This window comes from Synechococcus sp. HIMB2401 (assembly GCF_042883245.1).
Classification (GTDB): Bacteria; Cyanobacteriota; Cyanobacteriia; order PCC-6307; family Cyanobiaceae; genus Parasynechococcus.
Genome location: NZ_JBDJKK010000004.1, coordinates 39,799 through 61,025 on the forward strand (window position 1 = coordinate 39,799; position 21,227 = coordinate 61,025).

18 protein-coding genes are annotated in these 21,227 nt (G+C 63.1%); 2 read left to right on the forward strand and 16 right to left on the reverse strand.

Annotated elements, in window-relative coordinates; all coding sequences use genetic code 11:
* Positions 1 to 3: 3 nt before the first annotated feature.
* Positions 4 to 735 carry a 16S rRNA (guanine(527)-N(7))-methyltransferase RsmG gene (gene rsmG, locus AAXE93_RS09610; protein ID WP_390130339.1) on the forward strand — a complete coding sequence of 244 codons (732 nt, stop codon included), beginning with the start codon at positions 4 to 6 and terminating at the stop codon, positions 733 to 735.
* Between the two features lie 9 nt (positions 736 to 744).
* On the opposite strand, the gene AAXE93_RS09615 is transcribed toward rsmG, so the two are convergent.
* From AAXE93_RS09615 to rpsT, 14 genes are all read right to left on the reverse strand, one after another.
* Positions 745 to 1,944, reverse strand: coding sequence for an aldo/keto reductase (locus AAXE93_RS09615; RefSeq protein ID WP_390130341.1), 1,200 nt, complete (start codon positions 1,942 to 1,944; stop codon positions 745 to 747).
* Positions 1,944 to 2,294 (reverse strand): ferredoxin, encoded by a 351-nt coding sequence (locus AAXE93_RS09620; RefSeq protein ID WP_244272378.1) that lies wholly within the window; start codon positions 2,292 to 2,294, stop codon positions 1,944 to 1,946. The genes AAXE93_RS09615 and AAXE93_RS09620 overlap by 1 nt, the downstream gene beginning before the upstream one ends.
* A gap of 3 nt (positions 2,295 to 2,297) precedes the next feature.
* Positions 2,298 to 2,690, reverse strand: coding sequence for a DUF1257 domain-containing protein (locus tag AAXE93_RS09625; protein ID WP_011365007.1), 393 nt, complete (start codon positions 2,688 to 2,690; stop codon positions 2,298 to 2,300).
* Complete coding sequence (locus AAXE93_RS09630) at positions 2,690 to 2,893, reverse strand: DUF2997 domain-containing protein (RefSeq protein WP_115010030.1); 204 nt, start codon at positions 2,891 to 2,893, stop codon at positions 2,690 to 2,692. Before AAXE93_RS09630 ends, AAXE93_RS09625 begins: the two co-directional genes overlap by 1 nt.
* Positions 2,894 to 2,968: 75 nt before the next feature.
* Complete coding sequence (locus AAXE93_RS09635; RefSeq protein WP_390130344.1) at positions 2,969 to 3,781, reverse strand: HEAT repeat domain-containing protein; 813 nt, start codon at positions 3,779 to 3,781, stop codon at positions 2,969 to 2,971.
* Positions 3,782 to 3,811: 30 nt separating this feature from the next.
* Positions 3,812 to 3,937 (reverse strand): hypothetical protein, encoded by a 126-nt coding sequence (locus tag AAXE93_RS09640; RefSeq protein WP_011365010.1) that lies wholly within the window; start codon positions 3,935 to 3,937, stop codon positions 3,812 to 3,814.
* A gap of 30 nt (positions 3,938 to 3,967) precedes the next feature.
* Positions 3,968 to 5,722 carry a sodium:solute symporter family protein gene (locus AAXE93_RS09645; RefSeq protein WP_390130346.1) on the reverse strand — a complete coding sequence of 585 codons (1,755 nt, stop codon included), beginning with the start codon at positions 5,720 to 5,722 and terminating at the stop codon, positions 3,968 to 3,970.
* 54 nt (positions 5,723 to 5,776) lie between these two features.
* On the reverse strand, positions 5,777 to 6,835 hold the full coding sequence (gene rlmN, locus AAXE93_RS09650; protein ID WP_186495892.1) for a 23S rRNA (adenine(2503)-C(2))-methyltransferase RlmN: 1,059 nt from the start codon (positions 6,833 to 6,835) through the stop codon (positions 5,777 to 5,779).
* Entirely contained in the window at positions 6,832 to 6,984 is a 153-nt protein-coding gene (locus AAXE93_RS09655; RefSeq protein ID WP_006850847.1) for a hypothetical protein, read from the reverse strand. Before AAXE93_RS09655 ends, rlmN begins: the two co-directional genes overlap by 4 nt.
* Before the next feature lie 35 nt (positions 6,985 to 7,019).
* Positions 7,020 to 11,108, reverse strand: coding sequence for a DNA-directed RNA polymerase subunit beta' (locus tag AAXE93_RS09660; protein ID WP_390130349.1), 4,089 nt, complete (start codon positions 11,106 to 11,108; stop codon positions 7,020 to 7,022).
* A gap of 47 nt (positions 11,109 to 11,155) precedes the next feature.
* Positions 11,156 to 13,060, reverse strand: a complete 1,905-nt coding sequence (locus AAXE93_RS09665; RefSeq protein WP_115131864.1) for a DNA-directed RNA polymerase subunit gamma — start codon at positions 13,058 to 13,060, stop codon at positions 11,156 to 11,158.
* A 48-nt stretch (positions 13,061 to 13,108) separates the two neighbouring features.
* Positions 13,109 to 16,402, reverse strand: coding sequence for a DNA-directed RNA polymerase subunit beta (gene rpoB, locus AAXE93_RS09670; protein ID WP_038553495.1), 3,294 nt, complete (start codon positions 16,400 to 16,402; stop codon positions 13,109 to 13,111).
* 281 nt (positions 16,403 to 16,683) lie between these two features.
* Positions 16,684 to 17,472 (reverse strand): TatD family hydrolase, encoded by a 789-nt coding sequence (locus AAXE93_RS09675; RefSeq protein WP_390130352.1) that lies wholly within the window; start codon positions 17,470 to 17,472, stop codon positions 16,684 to 16,686.
* Positions 17,473 to 17,520: 48 nt separating this feature from the next.
* The gene (gene rpsT / locus AAXE93_RS09680; protein ID WP_011365018.1) at positions 17,521 to 17,817 is read right to left on the reverse strand and encodes a 30S ribosomal protein S20; all 297 of its coding nucleotides are present in this window, start codon (positions 17,815 to 17,817) and stop codon (positions 17,521 to 17,523) included.
* Positions 17,818 to 17,925: 108 nt separating this feature from the next.
* Between rpsT and hisD the strand changes: the two genes are divergently transcribed.
* Entirely contained in the window at positions 17,926 to 19,233 is a 1,308-nt protein-coding gene (hisD, locus tag AAXE93_RS09685; RefSeq protein ID WP_390130354.1) for a histidinol dehydrogenase, read from the forward strand.
* On the opposite strand, the gene rpiA is transcribed toward hisD, so the two are convergent.
* Together rpiA and AAXE93_RS09695 are read right to left on the reverse strand one after the other, a co-directional pair.
* Positions 19,226 to 19,945: a ribose-5-phosphate isomerase RpiA gene (gene rpiA / locus AAXE93_RS09690; RefSeq protein WP_390130356.1), complete on the reverse strand. Its 720-nt coding sequence runs from the start codon at positions 19,943 to 19,945 to the stop codon at positions 19,226 to 19,228. The genes hisD and rpiA overlap by 8 nt on opposite strands.
* A 38-nt stretch (positions 19,946 to 19,983) precedes the next feature.
* Positions 19,984 to 21,048, reverse strand: a complete 1,065-nt coding sequence (locus AAXE93_RS09695) for a trypsin-like peptidase domain-containing protein (RefSeq protein ID WP_390130665.1) — start codon at positions 21,046 to 21,048, stop codon at positions 19,984 to 19,986.
* Between the last annotated feature and the right edge of the window lie 179 nt (positions 21,049 to 21,227).

Consider the following 21,227-nt stretch of genomic DNA (forward strand, 5'->3'; position numbering starts at 1 on the left):
GCCATGGCCGCCACCGCGCCTGAACCGGCGTTCTGGGACGCCCTGGGATGGCAGCCATCGCAGGGGCAGCGCGACCAGCTGGTGGAGCTTCAGGGCCTGCTGCAGAGCTGGAATGAACGGGTCAACCTGACGCGCCTGGTGAACGGCGACGATTTCTGGATTGGTCAGGTCTTCGACAGCCTCTGGCCGCTGGCGGCGGAACTCCAGTCAGCGGACGAGCCGCAGCACTGGATTGATGTGGGAACCGGGGGAGGCTTCCCCGGCCTCGCCATCGCCATTGCCCTGCCCCAGGCACAGGTGACCCTGCTGGATTCCGTCGGACGCAAGACCGCCGCCGTGGAGGCCATGGCCGGAAGCCTGGGCCTTGCCGATCGGGTGCGGGTCCGCACCGAGCGGATCGAAACCACCGGGCGCGATCGCCACTTCCGCGGCAGCTTCGATCGCGCCGTGGCCCGGGCTGTGGCAGCAGCTCCCGTGGTGGCCGAATACCTTTTGCCCTTGCTGAAGAGCGACGGCCAGGCCCTGCTGTATCGGGGCCAGTGGACGGACAGCGATGCCGTGCCGTTCAACAGGGCCCTGCGCCTGCTTAAGGGCCATCTGATCGAGGTGCAGCACCGGCAACTGCCCGGTGATCGCGGCACGCGGCACCTGCTGCGGGTGCAACCGAACGGCCCCTGCCCCCGCAGCTACCCAAGGGCCGTGGGAACACCCAGCCGGGATCCTCTGGGGAGCTAAAAGGAACGCTCAGACGCTCGACAAGCGCATCTGGGATTCGCCCTTGAGCCGCTGCTTGAGGCTGCGCAGAATCTCTGGGATGCGCTCACGCCACGGGCTCTCCTGCAGGACGCTCTGCAGCTCTTCGGCACTGACCTCCGCATCAAAGCCATCGGCATTGGCCCCGGCAAACCAGTGGCCGCCGGAGCCCAGCAACCCATAGCGGGCCTTGGCATAACTCTCCAGATCCCAGGCCTCCAGCAGGTTGTACAGCCAAAGCAACACCGGCAGGTTGATTTCCCCAGGCGTCGCATGCCAAGGCGGCAGCCCGACGGACCAGGTGGCCATCCAGTCACGACCCAATGCTTCATCGGCCGCCTGCCGAAGCCGCTGATCCACTGGAGCAACCAAGGACGCTGCCTCCGGTAGCAGGTGCAACGCCTCCAGGTGAAGCTCGAGATCCTCCGGCCGGGCCGCTCCCACACTGATGGTGTGCACCCGCGGGTCCTGGAGACAGAACAGGTCGTTGAAGACGATGGGATGCAGCGGTGCACACAGCTCTAACAGCCGTTGGGATGGCGTGTGCAGATGGCCGCCCTTGTCAGTGGGACTGATGATGAACACCCCCATGTCCTGACGGCGGGCCGCATCCAAGGCAGGGCCGTTGTCCTGGCGGATGTAGTACCAGTGCAGATTCACGTAATCGAAGGCACCGGAGTCGCAGGCCTGTGCGATCAAGGCGGTGGGGCCATGGGTGGAGAAACCCACGTGACCAATACGGCCCTCCGCCTGCCAGCGGCGCACCACCTCCATGCAGCCCCCGGGTTGAAGGGTCTGCTCGAGATGCTCCGGCAGGTTGATGCCGTGGATGGCCAGTAAATCAAGGCGATCACAGCCCAACCGCTCAAAACTGAGCTCCAGTTCCGCCTCGAAGGCATCGGCATCGGGCCGGGGAGGCACCTTGCTCTGCAGCAGACGGGAGGGATCGGGTGTACGCGGCAGGGCCCAGCCCAGCTGACGTTCGGAGCTGCCGTAGTGCCGCGCCGTTTCCACATGGTGAAAGCCCAGATCCACCGCGCGCTTCAGAGTCGCCTCGAGCTGGGTCTGCGATGCAGACGTGATCTGATCAGCAGGAAGGTCGGTCCAGCTCTGCTGAAAGCGCATTCCCCCAAGAGAAAACAGGGGGATCTCAAGCTCCGTGCGGCCGAATCGGCGGGTGGGAAGCGCCATCAACCCTGGGGACGCGGTTGCAGATTCTGGCGAATCAGGTTTTGCCGCAACGTTTCCAACGATTCAAAGGGAACCCAGTGAATGCAATCCACAGGACAGGTGTCGATGGCCTCCTGAATGCATTCGGTGGAGTCACCGTCCTGTCGGATGGCCCTTGAGCGTCCCAGATGCGGCTCAACAACAAAGGTGTTCGCAGCCACGTGAGCGCAGTAGCGACAGCCGATGCACACGGCTTCATCCACCCAGACAGCCTGATCACGCATGTCTCCCCCGAGCAGGGGTTCCCTCCCGGTGGCCTGCTCCTGCGGGCGAGCGGGGGCGGAAAAGGCGTGAGACGAAGGATCAGCCAGGATTCAGGCGTCCCAGCGGGTCACCACGAGTTCGATCGAACCATCCTCGGTTTGGGTCTGCTCGGCAACCTGGAATCCTTCCTTGGTAGTAGCAGCCAGAACCGTGTTCAGGGCGTAGCGCTGAGTGAGCTTGGAGAGAAAACGTTCCACAGGAATCTGCTGCTTCCACAGATCAAGGTCTGTGACCAGCTCATAGGACTCCGATGCGCTGTTCCAGCGGAAGCCGATGTCACCACCGTCCTGCACCGCGATGGCCAGATCAGCGGTGACGGTCTGGCCGCGGTAGCCGCGCACGGGACGTTCACCCTGATCAGGGGCATAGCCCATGTCTTCCAGGGCTTTCACCAGAGGCTCCAGCTGACGCAGTTCGGTTTTGACGGTGCTGAAATGCGACATCAGTTCAAATGAGCGGGAAGAGACTGGGACTGGACCTCAGGCTGCAGAAACGCTTCGGATGTGGACTCCTGACGTTCAACCGTTCCAAGAGCAGCTTCCACTTCTTCAGTGAGCTGCTGGCACGCTTCACCAGCAACACCCTCGACCCGTTCTTCCACACGGCCGTCAGGCCGAATGGTGAAACGAATGGTCTTCTGGGGCATCGAAGAAGCGTGATTTGCGCAGCAATCTAGTGGGGGTCACCCCTGAATGTTGCGTTTGCCGTTACAAGAGCGGCGCTACAGGATGAAACCGTCGTTGATCAGAGCCTGGAGGCGTTCCAGCACCAGCGGATCCTCCAGCTGCTCGAGGGCCGTTCTGGCCTCATCGCGCACGGAGATCTCCCCGTCATGGAGCAGGGCACTCACCAGGGCTTCAACGATCTCGGCTTGCCGCGGCTGCACCAGCTGATCCATCAAACGACCCAAAGCCCAGATGCAGTTGCTGCGCACCACCGCTTCACTGTCGATGCGCAGACTCACCAGCAATTGCCCCGCCGCGGGGTCGGCCTTGACCGGGGAACGGCTGCCGGCTTCCGCCAGGGATCCCGGACACCAGAGGCGCACCGCTGCGACATCCGTCTGCAGCGCCCGGATCAACGGATTGAGCACCGGAGCATCGGGGAAATTGCCCAGGCTCCAGGCCGCAGCCTTGCGGACGTAGGCATTGGCATCGAGCTGAAGCAGCTGCAACAGCGGCTCAACAGCCGGCGGTGATGGATTGCGACCCAAGGCGTAGACGGCACTCATCCGCTCCACCGGACAGGAGTTCTGGAGCAAGGGCAGCAGCAGGGCAATCGAACGGGGATCACGGTGTTCACAGAACACCTGCAGGCCCTGCAGCCGTTCTCCGTGGTTGCCACGCAACAAGACCAGGCCCTGGTCACAGGCCCGGGCAATCTCCAGGAAGGAATCCTGCTCGGCGTCATCGAGCTGGATTGCATCAAGCGGATCAACGTCGTCTTCCGCCGCCAGCTCACGCGCCAGCAGATCAGGATCCACAGAGAGGCTGGACAGCCCCTGGTCCTTCTGTTGGCTGCGGTCGTCAGTCATGCGGGGATGCTACGGGAGCCATTCCAGGACTCAACCCATCGGGGCTGGAGCCAGCATGTCACCGGGAAGCCAGATGCGGGCACTCACAGCGAACAACGCCAGGGCAAACAGAAGAACAATCAGAGCCGGCAGAAGCGTGGAACGAAAAAACGACACCGGAACAGGCCAATCAAGGCGTCATTCTGCTCAAGAGGGCACGGCATCGACTCGCCGCCGCAGCTGCCAGATCGAGAGGATCAGCACCGACAGACCGATCCAGCCACTCCACTGTTGATGCAACAGGAAGCCTCCGGTGCCGAGCAGGCCGCCAAACAACACACCACAGGCCAGCATGAAGCGCCGCAGCATGGCCGGCAACGACTCCATCGGCATGACGCCGAAGCGCTGGCGCAGGCGTGACCACCCGGGGCCCGGAGGACGCACCGTCCGCACAAACCGCTCCAAAACAGCATCCGATTCCGGCGGTGTGCTCAGCATCACCGTCAACCAGACGACAGCGGAGAGGCCGGTGATCACCGCAATGCGAACCCCGTAATCCTCGATCCGAACCAGGGGCACCACCGAAGTGAACACCCCAACGAAAAAGCCGCAGAGCATCGCCGACAGCTCCGCGGCTGCATTCACGCGCCACCAGAACCAGCGCAGCACCAGAACCACACCGGGGCCGGACCCGATCGCGATCACCAGCCGAAACACCGTGCCGATGCTGTCGCTGATCAAAGCGGTGATCACCCCAAGAACGAGCAGCAGAACCGTGGTGAGTTGTCCCACCAGCAACAGCTCCCGCGAACCGGCAGAGGGGCGAACAAAGCGCTGATAGAGGTCGTGGGTGAGGTAGCTGGCTCCCCAGTTCACCGAGGTGCTCACGGTGCTCATGAACGCCGCCACCAAAGAGATCACCACCAGGCCGAGCGCCACCGGGGGCAGCAGTTGCACGGCCAGGGCGGGATAGCCGAGCTCAAGATCAGCGCCAGCCGGCAACAGCACCAGGGCCGCCAACGCGACCACGATCCAGAGCCAGCTGCGCACAAGGTAATTCACCACCAGAAACACCCAACCCGCCAGCCGCGCCTGCTGCTCATCGCGGGTGGCCAGCATGCGCTGGATGAACTCGCCACCCCCATCGCTGCGGCGGAAACTCCACCACTGCATAGCGATGTAGGCCGTGAACATCGGGATGCTGATGCCACTGCCCTGTAACCAGTGGAAGCCCGCGTCATCCCAGGTCCAGGGCACCAGGGAGAGCAGCTCCGGCCGCTGCAGTGCCTGTAGTTGTTCCAACAGCGCTGTCATCCCTCCTGCGGCATGGAGGGCAGCCGCGGCCACGGCCAGGGCACCCGCCAACGCCAGCACAAGCTGGACCAGATCGGTGACCACGACGGCCCAGAGCCCACCGGCCACGGTGTAACTCATCACAAGCAGAGCCACGACCATCAGGAGCCAGACCGTGTCCGTCACTCCCAGTGCTGCGGGTTGACCCGACACCAGCCCCAGCGCTTCCACCACCTTGCGGAGGGCGAGGAAGGCATAGCCGATGCCGATGCAGTTCACCGGCACGGCCAGCAGGAAAGCCTTGATGCCGCGCAACCAAGCCGCCGCCGCTCCGCCATAGCGCAGCTCGGTGAAGGCGGCGTCGGTGAGCACACCGCTGCGGCGCCAGAGGGGTGCGAAGACAACAGCCATGGCCACGTGGGCCAAACCAAAGCTCCACCACTCCCAGTTGCCCGCCAGGCCGCGGGTACCCACCAGGCCGGCGACGTAAAGCGGCGTATCGATGGAGAAGGTAGTGGCCGCCATCGAGGCGCCGGCCAACCAACCGTTCAGACGACGGCCAGCCACGAAATAATCCGCCTCGCCGCTGTTGCGGCGGGCCAGCCACAACCCCAACACCAGGGTGAGAACGAGGTAAGCAGCGAGAAGCAGCCAATCGATCGCTGTCATGCGCAGACCCTGTTCCTCAGCAGTCTGCTGAGGAACAGGGCATCAGCCCACCCGTCAGCTGCCGGATGAATTGGGGGCCATCTGCTGACGCCGGAGCTGACCGCAGGCCGCATTTTGATCGAGCCCCCGGCTGGCCCTGAGGCTCACGGCAACACCGCGCCGCTCCAACACACGACGAAACGCCTCGATCCGCTGCGGCGTTGGTCGTTTGAACTCTTCCTCCTCAATCGGGTTGTAGGCGATCAGGTTCACGTGGCTCTGGAAACCACCAACGCGATCCGCCAGCTCTGCGGCGTGCTCGGGCTGATCGTTGAGTTCACCGAGCAGGATGTACTCAAAACTCACCCGCCGACCGGTCACATCCAGATAGTGACGGCAATCCTCGAGCAAAGCCTCATAGGGGTAGGCATGGGCTGTGGGAATGAGCTCCTCGCGCAGCCGCTGGTTGGGGGCATGGAGGCTCACCGCCAGGGTGAACTGGGCGCGGCCCAGCCGCTGCATGGCCAGTTCCGCGAGTTGCGGCAAGGTTTTCGGAACACCCACCGTGCTGACGGTGATGCGCCGTTGGCCGATGCCGAGATCATCATTGAGGCAGCGGATCGCCTCCAGCACAGCGCTGCTGTTGAGCAGGGGCTCGCCCATGCCCATGAACACGATGTGGGAAGGACGACGGTCCATCGCCTCACGCACACTCAGCACCTGATCCACGATTTCGTGGGTCTGAAGTGAACGCTGCAACCCCCCTTTGCCGGTGGCACAGAAGCGGCAGGCCATGGGACAACCCACCTGGCTGGACACACAGACGGTGAGGCGTTGGTCGGTGGGAATCCCGACCGTTTCGATGGTTTCGCCGTCCTCGGTGGAGAGCAGCAATTTGGTGGTGGCATCCGTGGCCACCGAACGATGCACTTCCTTCAGCCGGCCCACATCAATGCCGCTCTCCAACAAGGCGGCACGCCAGGTCTTGGGGAAGACCGTGATGTCGGCCAGGGATCGAGCCCCCTTGGCATAGATCCAGTCATGCAGCTGACGGCCGCGGAACGGCTTCTGTCCCTGGGCGACGGCCCAGTCCTGCAGCTCGGCCGCGCTGCGACCCAGCAGAGCCTGGGTCACCAGATCAGCAGACCATGGCCAAGCTTAATCTCCACCGCCATCAGGGCGATGAAGCCAAGCATGGCCAGACGTCCATTCAGCCGCTCGGTATGGGTGTGGAACCCATATTTGGGCAGGCGTCTCTTGGGGATCTCAGTGGGCTCAAGCATGGAAGGGGCTGCAATGGTGAACGATTGAGCGGAGCTCATTCGTCAGAGAGCAGGCCCTCTTCCTGAAGACCCTCAACGGCTTCAGCATCGACCACCTGCTCTTCCTTCAGCTCATTGTCGGCGTCCGGACGGGTGAACGCGGCGAAATTGCTCGCCGAGGGGTCGATGTTGTGGCGGGTGCGGGTGGCCTCGAGATCGGCGTCACTGGGGTCATCCAGCACCGCACTGGCGCTGGCCGCAGGGGGCATGTCGACGGTGTAGTCGGGACGCAGGTTCTGCATGCGGCGGTAGCCGGCCGGGTCCTCCGAAAGGATGTCGGGGTGGGGGCCAGCCTCCTTCTGCAGCTCTTCTTCGAAGCCGCTGAAGCCGGTACCTGCGGGAATCAGGCGACCGATGATCACGTTCTCCTTGAGACCACGCAGCCAGTCGCTCTTGCCCTCGATGGCGGCTTCGGTGAGCACCCGGGTCGTCTCCTGGAAGGAGGCGGCGGAGATGAAGCTGTCGGTGTTGAGCGACGCCTTGGTGATACCCAGCAGCACCGGGGTGAACTCGGCGGGAGCGCCACCGGTGATCGCCATGGCCTGGTTGGTGTCTTCCACCTGACGCAGTTCGATCAGCTCACCTGGCAACAGGGTGGTGTCGCCGGCATCTTCGACCCGCACCTTGCTGGTCATCTGACGGACGATCACCTCGATGTGCTTGTCGTCAATCGAGACGCCCTGGGACTTGTAGACGTTCTGAACCTCAGTCACCAGACGGTGCTGCAGGTTGGCGATCGCCTCCTGGGCGGCCTCCATCAGAGGCTTGCGGCTGCGCAGATCTTCGAAGTAGCACTCGAGCAACTCGTGGGGGTTGATCGGGCCATCGGTCAGCAGTTCACCAGCGGTGACCTGTTGGCCATCGCTGACCATGATGTTGCGGCCGAGCAGGATCGGATATTCACCGATGGCGTCATCGGATTCGATCACGTTGACGGCAAGGGACTCGTCGTCTTCACCCTGCTTGATCTCAACGGTGCCGGGCTTCTTACAGAGAATCGCGGATTCACGGGGGCGACGGGCCTCCAGCAATTCCTCGATTCGGGGCAGACCCTGAACGATGTCACCGGTCTTCTGGCGTTCGAACACCAGCAGGGCCAGGCCATCACCGCGCTGCACCAGATCTCCATCACGCACGTGCAGGACGGAGTCGGGCGACACCATATAGGGACGTCCCAGACGCAGTGTGACGCTGTTGCCGCTGACGGCCTCGATCTCACCACAGCAGGTGGCGGTTTCGCCGTCGGCAAGGGCATCGCCATCGACAATCCGCTGACCGACGCTCACCACCGGCTTGCCGGAGGTGCTCAGGGTGGTGGTGTCTTCGGGGCGTTCCACGATCATCCGACGCACCGGGTCGGCTTCCGTGGCTTCAGGCAACTGCGCCAGACCGGCCTGCTTGCAGAGGATCTGGGTGGTGGCGACGACATCGCCAGCCTTCACCGACACGCCATCTTCGACCTGCAGCTCGGTGTGGGTTGAGCCGTGGCTGGAGTCGGACATGGTGTCGCGACGCACCAGGATCGACTCGAGGATCACAAGGCGCAGACGAGAAATAGTCTTGGCCCGCTTGTCGGGAGCCTTCTCGACATCCACCGTCATCTGCGGGGTGGTGTCGAAGGTCTCGAGCAGCAGCTGGGTCTTGAGCAGCTCCACACCTTCAACGGACTTGATCAGTTCGTTGTCCTTGAACGCCAGACGCTGGGTGGCCTTGATACCGAGGTGAGGGCCATTGGCCTGCTTCACATGGGACAGCTCAGGCAGCTGGGCCTCGTTGGGAATGGTGTACTCCTCAACCGGACGCAGCAGCAGACCCTTGCCTTCGGGGGTCTCCACCGTCTGCACGTACTTCATCGTGTCAACGGACAGCCCCTTGGCGATGTCTTCGCCGGGGTTGACCATCTGGCCATCACCCTCGAAACGCTCCAGTGCCTTGGCATCGGTGCAGAGGTGGAACTCACCACTGCGGACGATGATTTCGCGCAGGATGTCGTTCTTCTGGGTGACGGTGACGATGCCCGCGGTCTGGCTGAAGATGTCTTTGACAACCTCGGTGCCGGCCTCGATCCACTGACCGTCGGTGATCATCAACAGGGAGATGTCCTTGTTGATTTCGTGGGTCTCCTGAGGGATCCAAAGCAGGGTGCCGCCTTTGTTGACCTCGTAACCGTTCTTGGCGGAACGGGCCTTCTTGATCGCCAAACCAGGTGCGAACTTCACCAAACCACCGGTGCCGGTGCGGAAGCGGTCATCCGCCAGTTCAGCGATGACCTCACCGGAACCGATCTTGCTGCCGGGGATGGTGTTGAGGCGGTAACGGGTGCCGTCTTTGGCCTCGAGGTTCCAGATCTCACCGGAGTGGGTGGACTCCTCCAGCAGCTTGAAGTCTTTGAGGGTCATCGCCGTGGTGACGATCTGCACCTCACGGGAATCACCGATGGAGTCGCGCAGGCGCACTTCACCGCCGTACTCACTCCGCTGGCTGGCTTCGGCCAGCACCTGACCCTCAGTGACCTGGGTCTCACTGGTGACCACGGGCTGAGCGTTGGGCGGCAGGTTGTAGACGTCGCCGGAAAGCACCCACATGCGGCCGAGACGCTGGGCCTTCAGGGTGATGTTGCCCTGGCGGTCGGTGACCTCACGGGGCTGGATCGCCTCCTCGTAACGCACCTGGCCGGCCAGGTCGCAGATCACGTCCTTGGTGGCCTTCTCCACACTCTTCTTGACCGCACCAGCGGCGATCTGCGCCACGGTGACGTCGGCATCGATCTCAGCACCGTTGTCGACGAACAACAGGGAGCCGTTAGTGATCTCGATCTTCTGGGCCTTGCCCTTGCCGGACGGCTTGATCGTGAGGTTGAAATCAACCTCAGCCTGTTGGGCATTCACACCGTGGGGGGTGCGGTAGGGACGCACCCGCGCCTTGCTGCCGAACTCGACGGTGCCCGCCACCTTGGAGCGAACCACACCTGTTTCAGCGGTGGACACACCACCGGTGTGGAAGGTCCGCATGGTGAGCTGGGTTCCAGGCTCACCGATCGACTGGGCCGCAATGATGCCGACGGCTTCACCCAGGTCGACCAGTTCGTTGTGGGCCAGTGCCCAGCCGTAGCACTTGCGGCAAACGGAACGGTTGGCTTCACAGGTGAGCGGCGAACGCACACTCACGGCCTTGACGCCAGCGGCCTCGAAGGACTTGGACAGCGGCGGATCGATTTCGGTGTCGCGCTCAGCCAGCACCTCGCCATCGGCATTCACCACCTGGGCGGCGGTCAGGCGACCCACAAGCCGGCTGCCGAATTTGCCGTCCTCGGCGTCCACCACGATGTGGCGGGTCGTGCCGCAGTCGTCCTCACGGACGATCACATCCTGGGCAACGTCCACCAGACGACGGGTGAGGTAACCGGAGTCGGCGGTGCGCAGCGCCGTATCCACCAGACCCTTCCGGGCGCCATAGGAGGAGATGACGTACTCGGTGACCGTCAGACCCTCACGGAAGTTGGTGCGGATCGGAAGGTCGATGATTTCACCCTGCGGGTTGGCCATCAGGCCGCGCATGCCCACCAGCTGACGCACCTGGGACATGTTTCCCCGGGCGCCGGAATTGGCCATCATCCACACCGAGTTCAGCGGTGCGTTCTCGTCAAAGTTCTTTTTGACAGCATCCACCAGACGCTCGTTGGTCTCGGTCCAGGTGTCGATCACCTTGGTGTGACGCTCCACCTCGGTGATTTCACCGAGGCGATAGCGCTCTTCGGTGGCCGTGATCTGTTCCTCGGCCTGGCCCAGCAGATCCTTCTTCGCCTCGGGCACCTTGAGGTCGTCGACGGAGATCGACACAGCCGCCTGGGTGGCGTACTTGAAGCCGAGATCCTTGAGGTTGTCGGCCATGGCCGACGTCACCGCAGTGCCGTGGTTCTTGTAGGACCAGGCAACGAGCTGCTTGAGGGCCCGCTTGTCGATGACCTGGTTGCGGAACGGCGGTGGGGTCTTCGAGAGCGGACGCGATGCGCTCACGGGAGCCTCTTTGGCGGCCTTGGAGGCCTTGCTGGATTTGGACTTGCGAGATTTCGAGGACGAGGTCATGGCTGCGCGCGGATCAGGAGTTAAGGAGGAAGGACGTCTGGCTTGATTCAGGCGGCGGCCACCGCGTCGATGATCGTGTGATTCATCACCACGCGGCCCACAGTGGTGAGGATGTAGCGGCTGATCAGGGCACCGTCTTCATCGAAACGGTCGCGGCGGTAGCTCCACTCTTCGATGCGTGTTCCATCGCTGAGGGATTCGCTCTTGCTGGGCGCATCCAGCTCTTCATCGTCCTGAACTTCACCGTTGAAGCGGACCCACACCCAGTCGTGCAGACCGATCCGGTTGTCTTCAAAGGCGTGGATGACATCCTCCAGACCCGCGAACGTGCAGCTGCGATCGCCGAAGCCGGGCTTAGAGACACCGGGTTGCAGCGCCGTCAGGTAGTAGGAGCCGAGCACCATGTCCTGAGACGGGGTGATGATCGGCTCACCGGTCGCAGGCGACAGGATGTTGTTGCTGGCCAGCATCAGCATGCGGGCCTCGGTCTGCGCCTCGATGGCCAGGGGCACGTGAACGGCCATCTGGTCACCGTCAAAGTCAGCGTTGAAGGCTGGGCAGACGAGGGGGTGCAGCTGAATGGCACGGCCATCCACCAGCTTGGGTTCGAAGGCCTGAATGCCGAGACGGTGCAGGGTTGGAGCACGGTTCAGCAGGATCGGGTGACCGTCGATCACCTCTTGCAGCACCTGCATCACTTCATCGTCGGCCCGCTGAATCAGCTTCTTGGCCGCCTTGATGTTGTTAACGATGTTCTGGCGGATCAGGCGGTGGATCACGAAGGGCTGGAACAGCTCGATCGCCATCTCCTTGGGCAGACCGCACTGGTGCATCTTCAGCTTCGGACCCACCACGATCACGGAACGACCGGAGTAGTCGACCCGCTTACCAAGGAGGTTCTGACGGAAGCGGCCCTGCTTGCCTTCAATGATGTCGCTCAGTGATTTGAGCGGACGGTTGTTGGCACCCACGACGGTGCGACCGCGACGGCCGTTGTCGATCAGGGCGTCGACGGCCTCCTGCAGCATCCGCTTCTCGTTGCGGACGATGATTTCAGGGGCCAGGATTTCCTGGAGCCTCGCCAGACGGTTGTTGCGGTTGATCACCCGCCGGTAGAGATCGTTGAGATCGCTGGTGGCGAAGCGACCACCATCGAGCTGCACCATCGGGCGCAGGTCGGGCGGAATCACCGGGATCACATCCAGCACCATCCACTCGGGACGAGCGTTGGTGGCGATGAAGTTGTCGATCACGCGCAGACGCTTGATCAACTTGGCGCGCTTCTGACCCTTGCTGCCGTTGATCTCCTCACGCAGCTGCTCAGCCACTTCATCGAGGGTGAGGTCTTCCAGCAGTTGCTTGAGGGCCTCGGCACCGATGCCCACCACGGGCTCGTTCTCGATCTCGGAATCTTCGGCGTAGATCTCGTCTTCAATTTCCAGCCACTCGTCTTCGGTGAGCAGCTGCTTGTACTTCAGGTCCTTGTGGTCGCCGGGATCCAGCACCACGTAGCAGTTGAAGTAGACGATCTGCTCCACATCCCGCAGGGGCATGTCCAGCAGGATGGCGACGTAGCTGGGGATCCCCTTCAGGTACCAGACGTGGGAGACGGGGGCCGCCAGCTTGATGAAGCCCATGCGGTGACGACGCACGCGGCTCTCGGTGACCTCCACACCGCAGCGTTCACAAACGATGCCCCGGTGACGCACCCGCTTGTACTTTCCGCAGTGGCATTCCCAGTCTTTGGACGGGCCAAAGATCTTTTCGCAGAACAGCCCGTCCATCTCGGGCTTGAGGGTGCGGTAGTTGATGGTCTCCGGCTTGGTGACCTCACCGACCACCTGGCCGTTGGGCAGGGTGCGCTGTCCCCACTCCATCACCCGATCGGGTGATGCGAGGGTGATCTTGACGTAATCGAAGTGGTTCTCGGTGCGGAGGTTGCTGTTGGTCATTGACGGTTAAGGAAGAAGGAGCGGGGAATCGGTTCGTTCGTTGATCCGTCAGTCCTCGTCGTAATCCGCGACGCCGAGGGATTCGTAGGTGGGCCTGCTGGGGGTGCTGCGACGTGGGTTGACGTCCTGCATCAGATCCACTTCCTTGCCTTCGTCGGTGTAGACGGCGATGTCCAGACCCAGGGACTGAAGCTCGCGCATCAGCACCTTGAAGGATTCCGGTGTACCCGGGCGGGGAATCGGCTTGCCCTTGACGATGGCGTTGAGGGCCTCGTTGCGGCCCTGCATGTCGTCGGACTTGACCGTGAGAAGTTCCTGCAGGGTGTATGCGGCGCCATAGGCCTCGAGGGCCCACACCTCCATCTCACCCAGACGCTGACCACCTTGCTGTGCCTTACCGCCCAGGGGCTGCTGGGTGACCAGGGAGTAGGGGCCGGTGGAACGGGCGTGAATCTTGTCGTCCACCAGGTGAACCAGCTTGAGGAAGTGGGAGTAACCCACGGCCACGGGCTGATCGAAGGGCAGACCGGTGCGGCCATCCCTCAGCTGCAGCTTGCCGGGATCCTCAGGGTCGTACACCCAACCCTTGCCGGGCTGCTTGGCGGCTTCCTTGAGGAAGGTCTCGACGGTCTGCTGGGACTTCTCAGCACCGTGCATCTCATCGAAGGGAACGATGCGCACTCGGCAATCCAGGTTGGACGCGGCCCAACCCATCAGCAGCTCGAACACCTGACCCACATTCATCCGGCTCGGCACACCCAGGGGGTTGAGCACGATGTCGACCGGGGTGCCGTCGGGCAGATAGGGCATGTCCTCCCGAGGAAGGATGCGGCTGATGATGCCCTTGTTGCCGTGGCGGCCAGCCATCTTGTCGCCGACCTGGATCTTGCGGCGCTGGGCCACATACACCCGCACCACCATGTTGGCGCCGGGGGGCAGCTCATCACCCTGTTCACGGGTGTAGATGCGCACATCCACAACGCGGCCACGCTCGGTGCCGGGCACCCGCAGGGAGTTGTCGCGCACGTCGCGCGCCTTCTCACCGAAGATCGCACGCAGCAGCTTCTCTTCCGGAGGCTGATCGGATTCGCCCTTGGGCGTCACCTTGCCCACGAGGATGTCGCCGCTTTCAACGAAAGCGCCCACGCGGATGATGCCCATCTCGTCGAGGTTGCCAAGGCTTTCCTCCGCGACGTTGGGAATTTCGCGGGTGATCTCTTCAGGTCCGAGCTTGGTCTGACGTGCTTCGATCTCGTACTTCTCGATGTGAACCGAGGTGTAGAGGTCGTCGGTAACCAGACGCTCGCTGACCAGCAGCGCGTCCTCGTAGTTGTAACCCTCCCAGGGCATATAAGCGATCAGAACGTTCTGACCCAGAGCGATTTCACCGCCTTCACAGGCGGAACCATCCGCCATCACCTGGCCGACGATCACCGGATCGCCGCAGCGGACGATCGGGCGCTGGTTCAGGCAGGTGTCCTGGTTGGAGCGCTGATACTTCTGCAGGAAGTGGGTGTGGTCGTTGCCGTCCTCGTCCTGAACAACGATGGCGTTGGCATCCACATAGGTCACGGTGCCATTCACCCGGGAGATCGGGACCATGCCGGAGTCGCGGGCCACCTGGGTTTCCAGGCCGGTGCCCACCAGGGCACGCTCAGGACGCAGCAACGGCACAGCCTGACGCTGCATGTTGGAGCCCATCAGGGCGCGGTTGGCGTCGTCGTGCTCCAGGAAGGGGATCAGGGACGTTGCCACGGAGATCACCTGCACCGGTGACAGAGCGACGTAGTCGACCTGCTCAGGGGGGACCTTCTCGAAGTCCTGGCGGTAACGCACAGGAATCAGATCCGCCGAGATCCGGCCGTCGTCCTCGGTGGCCACGTCACCAGGGGCGACGCGCACTTCGTCTTCCCGGTCGGCAGACAGGTAGATCGGATCGCCGTCCTTCAGAACGACACCGTTCTCCACCTTCCAGAAAGGCGTTTCGATGAAACCGTATTCGTTGACCCGGGCGTGGGTGGCCAGGGAGTTGATCAGACCGGCGTTGGGGCCTTCCGGCGTCTCAATCGGGCAGAGACGGCCGTAGTGGGAGGGATGAATGTCGCGGACGGCGAAGCCGGCACGCTCACGGGTGAGACCGCCGGGTCCAAGGGCCGAGATGCGGCGCTTGTGGGTGAGCTCAGCCAGAGGGTTGGTCTGGTCCATGAACTGGCTCAGCTGGCTGGAGCCGAAGAACTCCTTGATCGCCGCCACCAGGGGCTTGGGGTTCACCAACTGGGCCGGGGTCAGCGAATCGGTTTCGCCGACGGTCATCCGTTCCTTGATGATCCGCTCAAGACGGTTCAGACCCACCCGAACCTGGTTCTGCAGGAGTTCGCCCACGGAACGCACGCGGCGGTTACCGAGGTGATCGATGTCGTCGAGGCTGGCGCCGCCGACATCCAGTTCCAGGTTGATCAGGTAATCGAGGGTGGAGAGCACGTCCTCATGGGTGAGGGTGCGCACCGTGTCGGGGATGGTGAGGCGCAGCTTCTTGTTGATCTTGTAGCGGCCGACCCGACCGAGGTCGTAGCGCTTGGGATCGAAGAAACGGGTCTGCAGCAGCTGCTGACCGCCACTCACTGAGGGGGGTTCACCAGGACGGAGTTTCTTGTAGAGCTCAAGCAGCGCTTGATCTTCCGAACTGATGCCCTCGTCGTTGGCGGCATCAATCGACTTCTTGTAGAACTCGGGGTGACGCAGCTTGTCGAGCACGTCGTTGTCAGACAGACCCATGGCACGCATGAGCACGTGCGCGTTGATCTTGCGAGTCTTGTCCACACGAACGTGGAGCAGGTCGTTCTTATCTGTCTCAAACTTCAGCCAGGCACCCCGGTTGGGGATGACGCTGGCGTTGTAGGTGCGCCGGCCGTTCTTGTCCATTTCATCCTTGAAATAGACACCGGGGCTGCGCACGATCTGGTTCACGATCACGCGCTCAGCGCCGTTGATGATGAAGGTGCCGCGCTCGGTCATCAGCGGCAGTTCGCCGATGAAGACCTCCTGCTCTTTGATCTCACCGGTCTCCTTGTTGACCAGGCGGCAGGTCACATACATCTGTGACGCGAAGGTCGCATCACGGCGCTTGGCCTCTTCCACATCGTGGCGGGGGCGCTTCAGGCGGTACTCGCTACCGATGAAGTGCAGCTCCAGCTTGCCGGTGTAATCCGTGATCGGAGAGAAGCTTTCCAGCTCCTCGATCAGACCTTGATCCAAAAACCACTTAAAGCTGGCCCGCTGCACCTCCACCAGATCAGGGAGGTAGGTGGCGGTCTTGGCGACCTGAATCGCGCTGCTGCTCATGCGGGGACCGGCAGAGAGGACGAAGGGACTGGGGAGGACTGGATTGGCGGCAGAAGCTCACCTGACAGGACGATTCGACACAACAGCGGCACCGACGGTTTCCAGGACGGAACCGACAGCGCCGCTGCTGCTGTTCAGAAATCGCGGGTCAGATCAGCTGACGACGACAAGTGCACCGGAAGGAAATGGACGCTTCAGGCACCACACACAAGACGGAATCCTGCGCATGGCCAGGCCAATACAACATCTTACATATGGACTCGACACCCTTGGAACTCCGGTTAAGGGAGTCCAAACAAACGCCGGGCGTTGGCGGTGCTGCTGCAGGCCACGCTGTCGAGATCCACGCCGCGCAGCTCAGCAACCCGCGTGGCAACGGACGCCACGAAGGCCGGCTCATTGCGCTTGCCGCGGCGGGGCACAGGGGCCAGGAAAGGGCAATCGGTTTCCACCAGGAAACGATCCTCCGGCACCTGACGGGCGCAGTCGTGGGTGGGCTCCGCCTTGGGGAAGGTGACGGTGCCGCTGAAGCTGATGTAGAAACCGAGCTCCAGGAACTGGTGCATTTCATCTGGGGTGCCGCCCCAGCAATGCATCACCCCTCCCGGGCAACGGCCCTGCGCCTTGCGGGCCCGCAGTTCCTCCAGCATCGGCTCGGCGGCATCCCGGCAGTGAATGATCACCGGCAGGTTCAACTCCACCGCCAGGTCCAATTGAGGGCGCAGCACAGCAAGCTGCTCCTCGAGATTCTTGTCTCGGAAGAGATCGAGGCCGAGTTCGCCGATGGCGACCACCCGATCGTCTTCCAGGGCTGACCGGCGCAGCACCGCCACCGTGTCATCCCGCCAATGCTCGGTGTCCAATGGATGGACGCCGACGGAATAGCGCATTTCCGGGAATCGATCCGCCAGGGCGCGGATCGCCGGGATTTCGGAGGGTTCGACGCAGGCATGCAGCAGTGCACCAACCCCAGCCTCACGCCAGCGTGAGGCCACCTCATCGAGGTCGTCGTCAAAGTTGCGGAAGACGATGTGACAGTGGCTGTCAATCAACGTCGGGGTGGGGGACACAGCTGGGCCGAAACGCGCTTTCGGCCCATTCTGCCGGTTGAAACCGAATCAGCTGGCGGGCTCGAGCACCTTGCGCACGGCCGCACTGAGGCGGGACTTCTGGTTGGCACCGTTGTTGCGGTGCAGCACACCCACCTTCACGGCCTTGTCGATCTTGCTGAAGGCGGCACGCATGGAGGTCTGCACGCTGGCCTTGGCTTCATCACCAGGGGTGGCGCTGTAGGCGTCACAAGCGGCGAAGCAGCGCTTCATCAGGGTGCGCATCGACGACTTGTAGGTGCGGTTGCGCAGACGGTTGCGCTCAGCAATCTCAATCCGCTTCTTGGCTGACTTGTTATTGGCCACTGAGGCTTCAACGTTGCGAACAATCCAGCACCTTACTCCTTGACAGGACCCCCTTCCCTGGGTTGTGGAGTCCTAACTTGACCGAACTCTCCCACTGTTCCTTTGTCTGTGAGCCAGCCGGCCGTTGCTCCCCTTCGCATCGTGCGGGATCTGGACCGGGCCCAGACGGAGCTGAAACGGTTGTCGAGCCGCACCACACAAACCCAGCAGGGTGAAGCCCGTGAGCGGGTTGAAGCCATTCTCAAAGCGGTGCGCGACCGCGGTGATGCCGCCATTGCCGACTTCACCGAACGGTTCGATGGCTTCCGGCCCGAACCAATGGCGGTGTCCCCCGAAGCCCTCGAACAGGCCTGGACGTCGCTGCCGACCAACCTGCGGGATGCCATGGAGCTGGCCCATCGCCGCATCACCGACTTCCACCAACGCCAACGTCCCGCCGATCTGGCGGTGACGGGCCCCCACGGCGAACAGCTTGGGCGGCGCTGGCGGCCGGTGGAGCGGGCGGGTCTCTACGTGCCCGGAGGACGGGCGGCTTACCCCAGCACCGTGCTGATGAATGCGGTGCCAGCCCGGGTCGCCGGCGTCAAAGACGTGGTGATCTGTTCCCCCGCCGGACGTGATGGTGCGGTGAACCCCGTGGTGCTGGCAGCGGCCCACATGGCCGGCGTGAAAACGGTGTTCCGCCTCGGAGGTGCTCAGGCTGTTGCCGCCATGGCCTACGGCAGCGAGAGCGTGCCCAAGGTGGACGTGATCAGTGGCCCCGGAAACCTCTACGTCACTCTTGCGAAACAGGCGGTGTACGGCCAGGTGGCCATCGATTCCCTGGCGGGACCAAGCGAAGTGCTGGTGATCGCAGACCACTCCGCCAAGCCCGATCAGGTGGCAGCGGATCTGTTGGCGCAGGCGGAGCACGACCCCCTGGCGGCGGCGGTGCTGATTACCACCGACCCTGCACTGGCCGACGGGATCAACGCCGCAGTGGCCGAACAGCTGGCCGATCACCCCCGCCAGGAGATCTGCGAAGCCGCTCTGCGGGACTGGGGGCTGGTGGTGGTCTGCGGCGACCTCGAGAGCTGTGCCCGCCTGAGCGACAGCTTCGCCCCAGAACACCTGGAGCTGCTGGTGGAGCGGCCCGAACCCCTGGCGGATCGCATTCAGAACGCCGGCGCCATTTTCCTGGGCCCCTGGTCTCCAGAAGCAGTGGGGGATTACCTGGCAGGCCCGAACCACACATTGCCCACCTGTGGAGCCGCACGCTTCAGCGGGGCCCTGAGTGTTGAGACCTTCATGCGCCACACCTCGCTGATCGGTTTCAACCGGGCTGCCCTAGAAGCAACGGGTTCAGCTGTGCAGGAGCTGGCCACCAGTGAAGGCCTGCACAGCCACGCTGAATCGGTGCGGCGGCGCCTCAGCTGAGGCGCTTTTCCAGGCTGCGGACACCGGCAACACCATCGGTGATCTCGCCGACCAGCACCTCATCGGTGATGTTGACGAACAGGCCGTTCTCCAGCACACCGGGAATGTTGTTGATCGTTTGCTCCAGGGCCACTGGATCGCTAATGCCACCGTTGAGCTTGGCGTCCAGAACCAGGTTGCCCTGATCGGTAACCACAGGGCCGGCCTTGCGCTGGGCCATGCGCAGCTCAGCGCTGCCCCCGAGGGCTTCCAGCTGCTGCTTCACCTGGCGCCAGGCACCGGGAAGCACTTCCACCGGCAGCAGAAAACCGAGGTTGAGACGGTCCACCAGTTTGGTGGAGTCCACCACCACCACAAACCGATCCGCCCGTGCCGCCACGAGTTTCTCCTGCACGTGGCAGGCGCCACCACCCTTGATCAATTGGAAGCCAGGGTCGACTTCGTCGGCACCATCGATGGCCAGATCAATCCGGCTGACGGCGTTGAGGCTGAGCAGGGGAATGTTGAGCTCAGCGGCCAGCACCTCTCCTTGGAAGGACGTGGTGACACCGACGATGTCTTTGAGTTCTCCGCTGGCGAGCTTGGCTCCCAGGCCCTGAATCATCAGGGCGGCGGTGGAGCCTGACCCCAGGCCCAGCACCATGCCGTCCTTGATCTGTTCCACGGCGGCATCAGCCACCGCCTGCTTCATCTGGGTCTGTAAATCAGCCATCGGGTCACGTCCTTTGGGCGAGACCGTAGCAAGGGGTTTCAGGCCATCCCAGGCAGGGGCTCCGGTTTGACGGACAGGGTGAGCTCGCGGCCGGCCCGCAGCACTTTCAGAGGCAGAGGAACATCAATGGCGGCGGCATCCACCACCTCGAGCAGCGCCTGAGGATCGGCAATGTCGCGCTCAGCCACCGTGATCAACAGATCGCCGCGGCGCAGTCCTGCTTTTTCAGCCGGGCCATCGGGCAGCACGGCTTGCACCAGGGCACCGCTGCGTTCCGGCAGCTGCACAAGGGCATTGGGGTCCATGTTGTGCTCGCGCGCGATGCGCGGTGTGAGGGCCACCAGTTGCAGACCGATGTAGGGGTGCACCACTTCACCCTGCTTCTGGAGCTGATCAGCCACCCGGCGGGCCAGGTTGATCGGGATGGCAAAACCGAGGCCGGCCCCAGGGCCCGACCGCACCAAGGTGTTGATGCCAATCACCTGGCCATCGCCGTTCACCAACGGCCCACCGGAATTGCCCGGGTTGATGGCGGCGTCGGTCTGAATCAGTTCCAGCCGTTTGTCGGCGAAGCCAAGGCTGTTGATGTTGCGGTGCAGGCTGCTTACGATCCCCAGGGTCACCGTGCGTTCCAATCCGAACGGGGTGCCGAGGGCGATCGCCCAATCGCCCACCTGCATGGCTTCCGAATCACCAACGGGAGCCCGTGGCGGCAGTTGATCGCCCTCGAGACGCACCAGTGCCAGGTCTGTCACCGCATCGGTGCCCACCACCCGTCCATCCCGCTGTTCCCCGTCGGCCAGGGTGACGCTGACGGACTCCACCCGATCCACCACATGGGCATTGGTGAGCACAAGGCCCTTGGCATCGATCACCACACCAGAACCTTGCCCCCGTTCCCGCTCCGGACCTGCCGGAGGGTCCCCCAGCAGGTCCCGCAGCAGGGGATCAAGCAGCGTGGGGTCAAACGGCTGACGTTCCACAGTGCGCTCGGTGTCGATCCGAACCACCGCCGGCGCCACCCGCTGAACGGCATCGGCCACAAAGCTGTGCTCCAGGGCCTGCGCTGAGTCGCCTTCACCGACCAGAACCGCTACGGCCATCAGAACGGCCAGGAGTTGACGCAGGGCGTACCGCAACACAAGACCTCATAATTGCCTTCTTTTTATCGGATCCAGCCGGAGAAACGGGCCCTGGTCCAAATCGATCGCAATCTCAAAACCTCCATTGCGATGCGCGGTCGAGCTTGGACATTCCAGCTAACAAACCAGCAAACGCAGTT

Excerpts from the sequence above, each read along its gene's own strand:
- AAXE93_RS09615 (WP_390130341.1), bottom strand. The coding sequence starts at position 1,944 with ATGGCGCTTCCCACCCGCCGATTCGGCCGCACGGAGCTTGAGATCCCC.
- AAXE93_RS09665 (WP_115131864.1), bottom strand. The coding sequence starts at position 13,060 with ATGACCAACAGCAACCTCCGCACCGAGAACCACTTCGATTACGTCAAG.
- AAXE93_RS09635 (WP_390130344.1), bottom strand. The coding sequence starts at position 3,781 with ATGACTGACGACCGCAGCCAACAGAAGGACCAGGGGCTGTCCAGCCTC.
- AAXE93_RS09695 (WP_390130665.1), bottom strand. The coding sequence starts at position 21,048 with ATGGCCGTAGCGGTTCTGGTCGGTGAAGGCGACTCAGCGCAGGCCCTG.
- rpoB (WP_038553495.1), bottom strand. The coding sequence starts at position 16,402 with ATGAGCAGCAGCGCGATTCAGGTCGCCAAGACCGCCACCTACCTCCCT.
- AAXE93_RS09645 (WP_390130346.1), bottom strand. The coding sequence starts at position 5,722 with ATGACAGCGATCGATTGGCTGCTTCTCGCTGCTTACCTCGTTCTCACC.
- rsmG (WP_390130339.1), top strand. The coding sequence starts at position 4 with ATGGCCGCCACCGCGCCTGAACCGGCGTTCTGGGACGCCCTGGGATGG.
- AAXE93_RS09655 (WP_006850847.1), bottom strand. The coding sequence starts at position 6,984 with ATGCTTGAGCCCACTGAGATCCCCAAGAGACGCCTGCCCAAATATGGG.
- AAXE93_RS09630 (WP_115010030.1), bottom strand. The coding sequence starts at position 2,893 with ATGCCCCAGAAGACCATTCGTTTCACCATTCGGCCTGACGGCCGTGTG.
- rpiA (WP_390130356.1), bottom strand. The coding sequence starts at position 19,945 with ATGGCTGATTTACAGACCCAGATGAAGCAGGCGGTGGCTGATGCCGCC.
- AAXE93_RS09660 (WP_390130349.1), bottom strand. The coding sequence starts at position 11,108 with ATGACCTCGTCCTCGAAATCTCGCAAGTCCAAATCCAGCAAGGCCTCC.
- AAXE93_RS09625 (WP_011365007.1), bottom strand. The coding sequence starts at position 2,690 with ATGTCGCATTTCAGCACCGTCAAAACCGAACTGCGTCAGCTGGAGCCT.